The sequence below is a fragment of the Aquimarina atlantica genome (genome assembly GCF_000626715.1).
GTDB classification, from domain to species: Bacteria; Bacteroidota; Bacteroidia; order Flavobacteriales; family Flavobacteriaceae; genus Aquimarina; species Aquimarina atlantica.
The window spans coordinates 78,949-93,313 of sequence record NZ_AQRA01000012.1; the positions used below are offsets into that span (position 1 = coordinate 78,949).

Annotated in this window: 10 protein-coding genes; 8 read left to right on the plus strand and 2 right to left on the minus strand. The window is 32.6% G+C overall.

Translation table 11 applies throughout. The features are described 5' to 3' along the window. The first annotated feature begins 16 nt into the window (after window positions 1-16). The 6 genes from ATO12_RS22170 (at window position 17) to ATO12_RS22195 (ending at window position 8,522) form a co-directional block, all read left to right on the plus strand. On the plus strand, window positions 17-2,884 hold the full coding sequence (locus ATO12_RS22170) for a M16 family metallopeptidase (RefSeq protein ID WP_034246840.1): 2,868 nt from the start codon (window positions 17-19) through the stop codon (window positions 2,882-2,884). A 180-nt stretch (window positions 2,885-3,064) separates the two neighbouring features. Continuing rightward, on the plus strand, window positions 3,065-3,871 hold the full coding sequence (locus ATO12_RS22175; RefSeq protein ID WP_034246842.1) for an AraC family transcriptional regulator: 807 nt from the start codon (window positions 3,065-3,067) through the stop codon (window positions 3,869-3,871). 128 nt (window positions 3,872-3,999) lie between these two features. After that, entirely contained in the window at window positions 4,000-5,658 is a 1,659-nt protein-coding gene (locus ATO12_RS22180; protein WP_165583436.1) for a serine hydrolase domain-containing protein, read from the plus strand. A gap of 231 nt (window positions 5,659-5,889) precedes the next feature. Then, a complete protein-coding gene (locus tag ATO12_RS22185) occupies window positions 5,890-6,669 on the plus strand; it encodes a hypothetical protein (protein WP_034246846.1) in 780 nt (259 codons plus the stop codon). A gap of 18 nt (window positions 6,670-6,687) precedes the next feature. Further along, complete coding sequence (locus ATO12_RS22190; protein ID WP_034246848.1) at window positions 6,688-7,401, plus strand: pirin family protein; 714 nt, start codon at window positions 6,688-6,690, stop codon at window positions 7,399-7,401. 611 nt (window positions 7,402-8,012) lie between these two features. Further along, on the plus strand, window positions 8,013-8,522 hold the full coding sequence (locus ATO12_RS22195; RefSeq protein ID WP_034246850.1) for a hypothetical protein: 510 nt from the start codon (window positions 8,013-8,015) through the stop codon (window positions 8,520-8,522). Here the strand turns inward: ATO12_RS22195 and rimO are convergent. After that, window positions 8,519-9,820 (minus strand): 30S ribosomal protein S12 methylthiotransferase RimO, encoded by a 1,302-nt coding sequence (rimO, locus tag ATO12_RS22200; protein ID WP_034246900.1) that lies wholly within the window; start codon window positions 9,818-9,820, stop codon window positions 8,519-8,521. The genes ATO12_RS22195 and rimO overlap by 4 nt on opposite strands. A 151-nt stretch (window positions 9,821-9,971) precedes the next feature. On the opposite strand from rimO, the gene ATO12_RS22205 reads away from it, so the two are divergent. Both ATO12_RS22205 and ATO12_RS22210 read left to right on the plus strand, forming a co-directional pair. After that, a complete protein-coding gene (locus tag ATO12_RS22205) occupies window positions 9,972-11,075 on the plus strand; it encodes a serine hydrolase domain-containing protein (protein WP_034246851.1) in 1,104 nt (367 codons plus the stop codon). A 163-nt stretch (window positions 11,076-11,238) separates the two neighbouring features. Further along, a complete protein-coding gene (locus ATO12_RS22210; protein WP_034246852.1) occupies window positions 11,239-12,462 on the plus strand; it encodes a hypothetical protein in 1,224 nt (407 codons plus the stop codon). A 91-nt stretch (window positions 12,463-12,553) separates the two neighbouring features. On the opposite strand, the gene ATO12_RS22215 is transcribed toward ATO12_RS22210, so the two are convergent. Further along, window positions 12,554-14,227, minus strand: coding sequence for an amidase family protein (locus ATO12_RS22215; RefSeq protein ID WP_034246854.1), 1,674 nt, complete (start codon window positions 14,225-14,227; stop codon window positions 12,554-12,556). Between the last annotated feature and the right edge of the window lie 138 nt (window positions 14,228-14,365).

The window sequence follows — 14,365 nt, forward strand, 5'->3', positions numbered from 1 at the left end:
CAATACTTTATCAATCATGAAAACAATTAAATTTTTAGTATTCATTCTAGTCATATCAGGAACCTTGTTTTCCTGTAAAAAGAATACAACAGCAGAAGAATCACCTCAAGAAATTGTTGAGAATAAGGAGTTTAAAGTCGATTTCGAAAAATTTACACTCGATAATGGATTACAGGTGATATTTCATATCGATCGATCAGATCCTGTTGTTGCTGTTGCTCTAACTGCACACGTGGGTTCTGCTCGTGAAAAAGAAGGAAGAACCGGTTTTGCTCATCTATTCGAACATTTACTTTTTCTAGAATCAGAAAACTTAGGAAAAGGTGGATTAGATAAAATGAGTGCTCGCATTGGCGGATCTGGAGCAAATGGGTCTACAAGCCAGGATCGTACAAATTATTACCAGACTGTGCCTAAAGATGCACTTGAGAAAATGATTTGGGCAGAAGCCGATAAACTAGGCTTTTTTATCAATACGGTTACCGATCCCGTTCTGGCCAAAGAAAAACAGGTGGTTAAAAATGAAAAGCGTCAAAGTGTAGACAATCGCCCTTATGGTCATGTTAATTATGTAATCGATAAAAACATGTATCCTGCAGATCATCCATATAGCTGGCAGGTAATTGGTTCATTAGAAGATTTACAAAATGCTACCCTACAAGATGTAAAAGATTTCTACAATCATTGGTATGTTCCTAATAATGTTACCCTTACCATAGCTGGTGATTTTGATCCAGATCAAGCTAAAACATGGGTACATAAATATTTTGATGAAATTAAACGAGGAGAAGATATCCCTGCATTAGAAAAACGCCCTGTGGTTTTAACAGAAACCAAAAAATTACAGTACGAAGATAATTTTGCCCGTCTTCCGCAATTAACAATGACCTGGCCAACTGTACCTGTATATCATCCCGATTCGTATGCTTTAGAAGTACTTTCTACCTATCTATCTGAAGGAAAAAAAGCTCCTTTCAATAAAGTATTGGTAGAAGATAAACAACTTACTCCCGAAATAACCATGTTTAATTTTGGATCAGAATTAGCTGGTCAATATCATTTGATTATTCGTGGGTTTGAAAACACAGATTTAAACACTATCGACAGTGCTATTTCTGAAGCTTTTGTAAAATTTGAAACCGAAGGCATCTCACAAGACGATCTTGATCGTATTAAGGCCAGTCAGGAAACTGCATTTTATAATGGGTTATCTAGTGTGCTAGGTAAAGGATTTCAGCTAGCACAATATGAAATTTTTGCGGGAGATCCCGGCTTTATCAATCAGGATGTAAAAAACATTCTTGCAGTTACCATTGATGATGTGAATAGAGTATATAATCAATATATCAAAGGCAAGCATTATGTTGCAACAAGCTTTGTTCCTATTGGGCAAGCTAATTTGGCTTTAAAAGATTCTAAACTTGCAGAAGTAGTCGAAGAAAAAATTGTAGAAGGAGCAGAAGAAAATTTTGATGCCAGTATAGCGGCAGATTATGAGAAAACACCTTCGAGTTTTGACCGCTCTACAGAACCACCGTATGGAGATACTCCAGAAGTAACAGTACCGCAGGTATGGCAAGATCAGTTTTCATCAGGAATTGAAGTATACGGGATACAAAATGATGAAGTTCCTTTGGTGCAATTTAGCATAAACATAAGAGGAGGTTTATTGTTAGAAAAACCAGATAAAGTAGGCGTATCAAACTTATTAGCACAGCTCATGACTAAAGGTACTCAAAACAAAACTACAGAAGAATTAGAAAATGCTATAGAAAGCCTGGGAGCATTTATTAATATATCTGCAAGAGATGAAAGTATTGTGATAAATGGAAGTACCTTATCGAGAAACTATAATAAAATTATGGCTTTGGTAGAAGAAATGATTCTTCAGCCAAGATGGGATCTTAAAGAATTTGAGTTAATTAAACAGAGTGTTATTAGCCAAATTCAACAAGAAAAAGCAAGTCCCATAAGTATCGCCAGTAATGAATATGCTAAACTAAGCTATGGAAAAGATCATATTCTTTCGCATAATAATTTAGGTACAGAAACCTCTATATCTGCTATTACAATAGAAGATCTTAAACAATATTACAATGCTAATATAGTTCCTAATGTTACCAAAATGCATGTAGTAGGTGATATTACAAAAGCTATGACAAAAACATCTCTGGCAAACCTCAATACCAAATGGCAACGCAAAGAAGTTAAATTTCCGGCTTTAGACGCTCCTAAAGCCCCGCAGCAATCCAAAGTATATTTTTATGATGTACCCGATGCTAAACAATCTCAATTACGATTTGGATACCCCGCATTAGCAGCAACAGACCCAGATTACTACCCTGTGCAGGTCATGAATTATCGCCTGGGTGGTGGTGGTTTTGCATCACAACTCACACAACAATTACGAGAAGGTAAAGGATATACCTATGGAATACGCTCTAGGTTTTCGGGAAGTACTATCCCGGGAATGTTTACCATATCTAGTGGTGTGCGATCTAATGTTACTTATGAATCTGCAGATTTGATCAAAGAAATCCTGAATAACTACGGAAAAAATTATACTCAAGAGGATTTAGATATCACCAAAAGTTCTTTAATAAAAAGTAATGCAAGAGCTTTTGAAACCTTTAATTCTAAATTAAATATGCTAACCAATATGAGTACATTTCAATACCCAAAAGATTATGTTACGCAAAGAGAGACAATTGTAAATAATATGACTGTAGATGAGATTAAAAAACTAACAGGTACATATCTAGATCCTAATAAAATGATTTATCTTGTGGTAGGTGATGCAAAAACGCAGCTCAAAAAACTAGAACAGTTAGGTTTTGGAACTCCTGTTTTATTGAACGAAGAAAACACCACAGTTAAGGATTAATTAAAGTTTCTGATTTATTTTATAGAAACATCTTAAAATAGTAAACACAGGCCTATTCTGAAATAAGCTCAGAATAGGCCTGTATAGTATTCGTTGTATTGATATAGCAAAATCCATTATCAATTCTCTATCTTTATAACCAATAACGCTACATATAATTAGTATTAGTAAGGATCAAAAATGAATAAGTTAAATAAAGGAGAATTCTTTGGTAGTCATAAACAAAAAGTAAACTATGATCAACTAATTATAACTGATACCGAATACACCCATGAAAAAGTGGATTGGCATTATCATGAAAATCCATATTTTACTTATCTTCTTCAAGGGAAACTTTTTGAATCTAACAAAAAAGAATCGTACCATCTTACTTCTGGAAGTTTATTATTTCATAACTGGCAAGACGCACATTTTAACATAAAGCCTCCCGTATACACAAGAGGGTTTCATATAGAATTAAATGCAGATTGGTTTAATACATACGAATTATCTTCTTTCGATTTTGAAGGAAGTATCAAATTACAAAACCCTATGATCAAGGAAGCCATGAACAAAATTTTCATGGAAACAAAGGTTAATGATGATCAAAGTAAATTAAGTATCGAGTTATTATTATTAGATGTTTTTGGTAAAATACATAACAAAAACAAGAATGAAACTTATAAAATTCCTACTTGGGTTCGAACACTTAAAGACATCATTCATGAAGAACCACTTCTATATAACTCCTTAACAGCACTAGCAAAACACCTAAATATACACCCTTCTCATTTATCCAGAGATTTCCCTAAATATTTTGATAGCACTTTAGGGCAGTACATTCGAAAACAAAAGGTAAATAAAGCTGTTTCATTACTAGCCGACAAAAGTAAATCTCTAACCGATATTTGCTATGAGTGTGAGTTTTATGACCAAAGCCATTTTATTTACAATTTCAAAAATGTCTATGGCATAACACCTTCAAAATTTAGAAAAGAAATACTCTAATGTTAATTTTATACAATTTTGCGAATACGAAAGGTTCAATATTTGTAAAAAAAACAATGAGCAATACATATAAATTATTTTTTGGGATTCTAATACTTGTTTTCAACATAGTACATTCCCAAGTAAACATGAACACATACCAAGGACAGTGGGAAGGACAAATCAATAACAAAAATGCTTTTAATTTTAAGGTAGAAATCCAGCCTTTAGCTAATCACAAATATCATCTCACCATTGCTAATACAGATCTCGTTGTTGATACAGTTGTAACGTCCAAATCCCCAAAAAACATAACGCTTGATTTACCAGGTAATCTTCGATTTAATGGTGCTATGAATATTAATAAAACCAGTATTAGTGGTTTCTTTACATCTGGCATACTACAATACCATGTTTTACTAAAAACAACAGGTAACGATAAATATACTGGTACATGGAATATTTTTATGGTAGACCAACTTCTATCACAATCTATGTATCTAAGCATAGAAAATGCAAGCGAAGAAAACTATGAAGCCTATCCTTTTTTTAAAGATCAACGTTTTACAGGAACCTGGTGTGCTAATTTCTCTAAAAAAGACGATATCATCAATTTTTATGATTTTAAAACCGGGCTTCAGTTTAGAGGAAAACTAAAATCAGAACTTATAGAAATAGACATTCTACTTGCAGGAAAAAGCATTACTAAGGTTGCTTTCAGAAAATCAAAAGACGAATGGCAACTAAGGCCAACAAATCTGATTTATAATGCTACTTATAAAAAACCTAATTTGCTTGAAGACGGATGGAAAATATCAGATCTAAACACTTTCAATATCGATAAAGATATGCTAGGTGTCATGGAAGATAGTATTCAAAAACAATCTTTAACTCATGTTCATAGTGTTTTAATTGCTAAAGAAGAAAAGTTAATTTATGAAAACTACTTTTCTTCACATAATCAGGATATTTCTCATGATCAGCGATCGGCATCCAAAAGTATTTCTTCGGCTATGATTGGCATTGCTATCGATCATAATATACTTCCTGGTGTTAATCAGAGTATATATAATTATATCCCCAAACCATATCAATATACAAAAGACAGCACCAAATCAAAGATTACCATTGCTCATTTACTGACTATGAGTTCTGGGATTGATGCTATCGATTTTGGAATAGATCGCAAATCAATAGCTTCAGAAAATAATTATCAACCCACGCAAGATTGGTTAAAAACAGTTCTCGAAGCACCCATGGTTTACCAACCCGGTGATGTTTCTAACTATGGTTCTGCTAACCCTTACTTATTAGGGGTTATATTAGGCAATACTATTACAGAACCATTAGAATTATTTATGGATCAAAAATTATTCGAGCCTTTGGGTATTTCAAACTATATCATTCAAAATAATGAAAAGGGAACTCCTTACTTTGGTGGCGGAATGTATTTAACACCGAGAGATATGCTTAAATTCGGTCAATTATACCTCAATAAAGGTGTCTGGAAAGGCAATAGGATTATTTCAGAAAAATGGGTAGAAGAATCTTTTAAAAAACATCATATCCTCGCCAATACAAAAGATAAAAACGAATATGGGTACTTGTGGTGGCATAAAACATATACTGTAAAAGGTAAAAAGATAAAGTCTATAGAAGCACGTGGTGCTGGGGGGCAATACATTTTTGTAATTCCCGAATTAAACCTTGTAGCTGCAATCACTTCTGGAAATTATAGAAACGGACGATATTGGCAACCCGAAAAAATAATGGAAAACTATATTTTACCTGCTGTAATCAATCCATAAGCCTATATCTCAAAAATAGTTAAGATCAAAAGGCATAGTTTATTTATAAAATAACTTTCTGATATACGTCTAGTAGTTATAAAACGAATAATCGAATTTCACTATATCCATCAAATAAATATATCTAATTAACTAAACGATTTTGTATTTTTAAATTTAAGAAATAGAAGTGGTTAAAAAGAACTTTTTTCTGAACATTAGTCTAGTATTATTTCTATAATTTATACTGAAATGAAACGGATACATGCATTTGAATTCGAGGATTTACATTGGTTTCCTAAAAATTTACGAAACTACATGACCGACTTTTTACAATTTGGATCTAATACATTCGATATCTATAAAAATGTTTTCCCCGTTCTTGAAAGAGGAATCAAAAGTGCTGGAAACAACAAAATAATTGATATTGCTTCTGGTGGCGGAGGTGGCTTAATCAAACTTGCCGAACACTTGAAAAAGAATAATCCAACATTAAAAATTACTCTTTCTGACTATTACCCTAATCTACATGCTTTTAAGAGAACAAAATCAAAAATGCCAGATGTATTTGATTTTATTGACTATCCTGTAAATGCAATGCATGTTTCTTCAGAATTAAAAGGATTTAGAACGCAGTTTACATCGCTACACCATTTTAAACCAGAAAATGCAAAAGCCATTTTTCAGAATGCTATAGATTCTAATCAACCCATTGGAGTTTTTGAACCCCAACAAAGAAATATCAAAAGCATGATTCCTATGCTCCTATCCCCTATTACGGTTATATTAATGACTCCTTTTATTAGGCCTTTTAAGCCAGGTAGAATATTATTTACCTACCTTATTCCGGTATTACCACTATGTATACTTTGGGATGGAGTAATCTCTGTATTGAGAACATACACGATTTCTGAGTTGAAACAAATGATCTCTGAATTGAATAACAGCAATAGTTTTGATTGGGAAATTGAAGCAAAACAAGGAAAACCAAGTGAAATTCTATACGTATTAGGTATACCAAAAGAAAGTTAAGTATTTATATAAATCACTATGAAAACAGTTCTTCACAAATCAAACACCAGAGGAAAAGCAGAATACGGGTGGTTAAATTCTAATCATTCTTTTAGTTTCGCAAATTATTATGATCCAGAAAGAATGAATTTTGGGGCACTGCGTGTGCTTAATGATGATATAGTTGCACCAGGTATGGGTTTTAAGAAACATCCACATGATAATATGGAGATTATATCTATTCCTTTAGAAGGTGATCTGGAGCATAAAGACAGTATGGGAAATACTACGGTTATAAAGCAAGGAGACATACAAGTAATGAGTGCTGGTACAGGTATATTTCATAGCGAGCGTAATAAAAATAGGGATCGTGATGTAAAATTTCTACAGATTTGGATTGTCCCTAATAAAAGAGATGTCGAACCCAGGTATGATCAAATTACTTTAAATTCTAAAAATCTACAAAATCAATTATATCAAATTCTATCTCCCAACACAGAAGATTCGGGAGTATGGATACATCAGGATGCCTGGTTTTATATAGGCGAATTAGAAATGGGTAATATCCAGAATTATACCCTAAAAGATCCTAAAAACGGAGTCTACATATTTATACTAGATGGTGATCTAACAATAGAAAATCAAGACCTACATAAAAGAGATGGATTTGGTTTATGGGAAACAGATCGTATTAAAATTAAGGCTGATTCCGATTCAAAAATATTACTGATGGAAGTGCCAATGACGAGTTAGTTTCGATCATAATATCTATAAAAACTTCATTTTTAAGTAAAAAACACATGATCAAGTTAGTTTGTAATTCTAATGCTTAAAAGGGTATATATCTTCTCTTTTAAAAATACATAATAATCAACAAAAACCAACTATTAATGATTATTCTATAACAAATACCTCTATAAGCTCGACTAATGTTATCAAATTGTTAATTATCAAGTTTATTAAAGCAACTTCAATGTTAGCAAATTTTCAATAAAATAGTTTAAAAATTGATAAAACGGCTCTTGTTTTAACAAGGTATTAGTAATTAATAACTCTCTTTAGACTCTTATTAAAAACTTCATAATTTATTCTTTTAAAAACTTCTGATTATCAAATAATTCGTTAGCATAATTTTAATATTTTCTGTCATTTTTTTAGATACATTTGCCGCCGATTTAAACGAATAAAATTTAACCCAAAATAGAATTTAAAACGATGATCAAAAAATAGTTTCTCTTTATACGAGTTATAGAGTTAGCCAAAAAACAAAAGAATCTATTTAAAAAGAGACTGCCCTTATAAGGTGGTCTTTTTTTTTATACAAAAAATCAAAACAGTATCTTTAAAAAAATAATACCGAAAAAATGAAAACGCTACATACGGTTCTTGTTCTTATTTTTGTGGGATTTGGCTGCTCACAAACTATTGCTCAAGAATCAATAGATCATAAATACAAAGAATTTAATTTTTGGATTGGAGAATGGAATGTATATAAACACAATACAGATTCTATTGTAGGAAGAAGTAAGATAGAGTCTATTATAGACAATAAAGTAATTAAAGAAACCTATCATTCTACAACATCAAAATATCATGGCACCAGTCTAAATAAGTATAATCCAAGAATTGATCAATGGGAACAATTTTGGGTAGATAATAGTGGTCTTACCTTACACATTGCTGGCAATCTAGAAGAAGGTGAAATGATATTACAAAATGAAGTGATCACCAAAAAAGAGGTTCTGTTAAATAAGATTAAGTGGCAAAAAAACAGTAATCATACAGTACGACAAACCTGGTATCAAAGCACTGATAAAGGAAAAAATTGGGTGATTGTATTTGATGGTGATTATAAACCAGTAAAAAAGAATTAAATCACCTCTCCATACAAATCAAAATCTTCTGCTTCATTTATTTTTACTGTTGCAAAATCACCGGTTTTTAGGTAATATTTAGAGGCATCTATAAGTACTTCATTATCTACATCTGGGGAGTCAAACTCGGTACGGCCCACAAAATAATTTCCTTCTTTACGATCTACAACTATTTTAAATTCTTGCCCTATTTTTTGTTGATTTAGCTCCCATGAGATTTGTGATTGGATCTCCATGATCTCATTAGCTCTTTCTATTTTTACTTCTTCAGGAACATCATCTTCTAGATTAAAAGCATGTGTATTTTCTTCATGAGAATATGTGAAACATCCCAGGCGTTCAAAACGCATTTCTTTTACCCAATCTCTTAAGGTTTCAAAGTCTTCTTGTGTTTCTCCTGGATATCCAACAATAAGTGTAGTACGAATGGCCATTTCGGGAACAGCTTCTCTAAATTCTTCGAGAAGTTTTGTTGTTTTTGCTTTGGTAGTTCCTCGTCGCATCGATTTTAGTATTGGGTCAGAAATATGCTGTAATGGTATATCGATATAATTACACACTTTTGGTTCTTCTCTCATTACGTTAAGCACTTCCATAGGAAACCCAGACGGAAACGCATAATGCAAACGTATCCATTCTATTCCGTTAACCTTTACTAATGCTCTTAGTAAATCAGCCAATTTTCTTTCTTTATAAAGATCTAATCCATAATAGGTTAAGTCCTGCGCTATCAGAATTAATTCTTTTACTCCATCTGCAGCTAATTTTTCTGCTTCTATTACTAATTCTTCTATAGGTGTAGATTTATGAGTACCTCTCATTAAAGGTATTGCACAAAAAGAGCATGGGCGATCACACCCCTCTGCAATTTTAAGATATGCATAATTTTTTGGAGTTGTAGTGAGTCGTTCTCCGATCAATTCGTGTTTATAATCTGCTCCCAGAGCTTTTAATAAGCCGGGAAGTTCTGTGGTGCCAAAGTATTGGTCTACGTCAGGAATTTCTTCTTCCAAATCCGGTTTATATCGTTCTGATAAACAACCAGTAACAAAAACTTTATCGACTACTCCTTCTTCTTTTTTCTGTACATACTCTAAAATAGTATTTACAGATTCTTCTTTGGCATTAGCAATAAAACCACACGTATTAATGACAACAATATTTCCTTCCTCTTCATGAACAACTTCTTTATTATTAGCACGTAATTGCCCCATCAACACCTCACTATCATATACATTTTTACTACATCCTAGTGTAACTACATTGATTTTGTTCTTCTTTAATGTCTTTGTTCTCATATCTTCCGGATAAAGGTGTGCAAAGATACAAGGATTAACCAAAGTATACGACATAAATCCAATAACTATATTAGTCTGATCCAGATTATCTCTAAAAATATCTATTAAACCTTTTGTATATTGTAGAGTCTAAGTCTACAAAATCCAACCTATGAGAACGAAATCTATACCATTTCTGGTTTTGATATTGTGCTTTACTTTATCTTGTTCTGATAATGAATCTATAGAAACAATAGATAATGAAACGATTAATACCAATTCTAACGCCCTATATTTTCCGCCTATAGATGCAGACACCTGGGAAACGATATCTGCTCAAGAATTAGGGTGGAATATCAATAATGAGCAGGCATTATATGATTTCCTTGAAGCAAAAAATACGAAAGCGTTTATCATTCTTAAAAATGGAAAAATTGTTATTGAAAAATATTTTAATGGAGGGACAGTTTCTGATCATAATCCCTGGTACTCAGCAGGAAAAACCTTAACTGCATTTACCGTGGGAATAGCTCAACAAGAGAACTTACTAAATATCAATGACATTTCGGCAATACATTTGGGAACCGGGTGGGCTAATATTACTACAGAACAAGAAAATGCAATAACGGTTAGAAATCATTTAACCATGACAACAGGTTTAGATTATCATGTTCTGAATCAAAACTGTACAGATGCCGACTGCTTTACCTATCTTAACGATCCTGGTAATTTTTGGTATTATCATAATGCTTCATATACGATACTAAAAGATATTATTTCGGGAGCTACTCATCAGGAATACAGTGCATATTTTGATTCCAAAATCAAGAATAAAATAGGAATGAATGGTACATGGGTTACTCTTGGTTATGTAAACATATATTACAGTACAGCCAGAAGTATGTCTCGTTTTGGTTTGTTAAACCTAAATAAAGGAACTTGGAATACTACAGAAATTCTTACTGATCAAAACTACTTTACGCAAATGACCTCTACTTCTCAGACATTAAATCAATCCTATGGTTATTTATGGTGGTTAAATGGAAAATCAAACTATAGGATTCCTGGGTTTGAAAATGAATTTATTGGGTCATTAATCCCCAATGCTCCAGATGATCTTATAGCTGGTCTGGGTAAAAATGATCAGAAACTATATATCGTTCCTAGTCAAAATCTGGTTATTGTAAGAATGGGTGATGATACGGGGGATTCATTATTAGGACCTTCTGGATTTGATAATGAATTATGGGGAAAAATTAATCTGCTAATTAATTAAAAAAACCTTACACAACTTATATCCTATTCAATACAAAACACTATATATTTCCATAATCTTAATCATATTTTTATTTCCCTGAAAACGGGGGTAGTAATACAATTCTCATGATTTAATTTTCGGTTTTAATTATTAACCGCATATTAAATTCACAAAACAAATCATGAAAAAAACAATTCTTAAAACAATTTCTGTAGTATTACTAGTCGCCTTTATGGGTAGCTGTGAAAAACCAGAAACAAATGAAAACATTGAATCTATTGAAAACACAAAACCAATAGATGTATTCGATCAGAAAGCTCCTAATTGTTATGGTCAAACACGATATATTAATCATAATCAAACCATTCCTAAAGGCTGGGTTTTAATAAGCTCTACGGGTAGTACCTGGAAAATTAAATGCACCACAGGAGCTCCTTACGGAGCAGAAATAGATATTGTTCCCAAGTCTGTAATTCCTTCGGGATGGGTATTAATTACAGATAATGATAGATATTGGGAAATTAAATGTGTTATAAAAGGTCGGTATAAAACAAAATTAAATATTGTACCTAATTCTGTAATACCTGCAGATTGGGTGTTAACCGGAACTCATTCTAATGTATGGGAAATTACTTGTGTAAATAAAGCATTATACAAATCACAATTAGAAATCATGCCTAACTCTACAATACCTAAAGATTGGGTACTAACACGCACAGTGGGTAGTATTTGGAAAATTACCTGTACAAGTGGCGCATCTTATACTGATAAATTAGAAATTATTCCAAACTCTACAATACCTAAAGATTGGGTATTAACAAATACGGCTGGTAGTAGTTGGAAAATAAAGTGTGCCGGAGGGAATTCAAGATATGGACATGAACTTAGAATCATTCCTAATTCTGTTATACCAGTAGGTTGGGTATTAAAACGCAATGTGGGCAGCACATGGCTAATAGCATGTACAAAAAAGGCTACTATTGGTAAAGAATTAGAAATCATTCCTAACTCTACAATACCTAAAGACTGGGTATTATCAAGTGCTAATAATAGTCGCTGGATAATTACATGTATAACAAATGCAGCATTTAACGCTTCAGTAAAAGTTGTACGTAACTCGACCATCCCAAAAGGTTGGGTCTTATCCAAAGTTATTCATGGATACTGGATAATCAAATGTATAAACAAGGCTCCTTTTAGAGGAAAAGTAGAAATTGTTGCTAATTCGGTAATACCCTATGGTTGGGTATTTATTGGTCGTACACCTATGCTAAACTGGTATATTGTATGTGCAAAAGGGGCTAAACCCGGAGATTTGTTAACTATTATGCCTAACTCTGTAATTCCTCCCGGTTGGAAACGTATTTCTGCCTCTCCTACTTCTTGGTTAATAAGATATAAGTAATAGCTTTATTACCTGAAAAGTTGTCAAATCTTCATACCGTAGATACAGAAAACAACTTTTCAGGTAATTCTATTTAGCAATTTAACATCATTCAATCGACATAATTAGCAGGTTCTTTTCTTTCTTTTGTAGCTTGCTCATAAGCACAGCCCAATTGTAGTAATGAAGCCTCAGAAAAAGGTTTAGCAATAAATGTAAGCCCTTTTGGTTCTCCTTTGCTGGTATATCCCATAGGAACCGTAAGAGCTGGATATTTGGCTACAGCTGCATAACCTGCATGATAATTATTTATAGATAGCACTGCATCTAATTGATGGGTATTGATATGAACATCAAAATAATTACGTGCAATTGTTTTTAGGTTTTCTTTTATGTTATTTAGTTCTTCAATAGTAGTACTATCGTTGAGGATGCCTTCAAATAATTGTTGCCCATAAGGAATTCTCTTTATTGAATCCTGTTGATTAAATACAATGGCATCTTTTATATTTTTGATAGTAACATCACTTCCTGCCTGAGCACTTATATATGCAGGAAGATCATTTTTCATATCTATATTTAAAATACTTAAAAAACCTGGCAATTGCACTTGTTTTGGTTCAATTTCGATAATCTCTCCCCCGGCTTTTTTTATTTTTTCAATGGCTATTTTATAGATAGAATCTTCTAAAAATTCTTTAATTACTCCAAAACGTTTTTCTTTTAGAGAACTTTCTTTTATTGAGTTTACAAAATTTGTATTAACAGCTCTGGAGGCAACATCATTGTCATCTTTACCGGTTATAGCATTAAGTACAATAGCATTATCGATCACGCTCTTAGTCATAGGTCCCGGAGTATCTAATGTACTCGAAATCGGCACTATTCCTGTTCTGCTTAATACTCCTATGGTTGGTTTTAAGCCTACAATAGAATTTTGACTAGATGGTGACAAAATAGATCCACTGGTTTCTGTTCCTATCGCGGCAACACAAAAATTAGCTGCTACAGCAACTCCGCTGCCAGAACTTGAACCACCAGTTTCAAAGACCATTCTTCCATAAGGATTAAGTGTTTGCCCTCCTATAGCACTATATCCAACGGGGCATCCCGAACATAAAAAATATGCCCATTCACTCAAATTAGCCTTACCCAGAATTAATGCATTTTTATGTAACAATCTTTCTGTAATAAATGCGCTTTTACCCTTATTATTTTGTAATGCTATGGCTCCTGCAGTAGTCGCCATATCTTTTGTTCCGATATTATCTTTTAACAAAATCGGCATTCCGAAAACAGAATTGATATCAATATTTTTTTTATCAATTTTATCCAAATCCCTAGCTTGTTCAACTACTTTTGGATTGAGTGAGATCACCGAATTTAAAGATAAAGCATTATCACTTTCGTACTTTCTGATACGATAGATATAGAAAAGTGTTAACTCTTCATAGGTAAGTCTGCCATCTTTTATTTGTTGTTGAATGGTAGGAATATCTTTTTCGAGAATATACTTTTTTAAACTATCATATTTTTCTTCAGAAAAGAAATCTAACTCAGGTTCTAAAGTTTTCCAGATATCATTTTTATCTAGTACTTTAGAATTTATTAGTTTTAAATGCATCCTTGTTTGCTCTAACATTTCTGTAGCTGCCAAATCTGCAGCTTCATCATATGGTTGCCAAACTACCCTAGGTTCTTTTTCTTGTTGTGTTTCTGTTTTTTCTAGCTTCTTACAAGAGATAAGCATAAAAACCGAAACTAAAACAAATACTATCTTTCTCATTGTGATACGTTGTGTAAAGGTTATTTTATTCGAGACTATGTGATCCTATCAATTCATACCTGGTATTATTTTAAATAACACACGTGAGTATATTCATTTAGATACTATAATTCTTTAAAATATAAAAAAAGGCGGTGA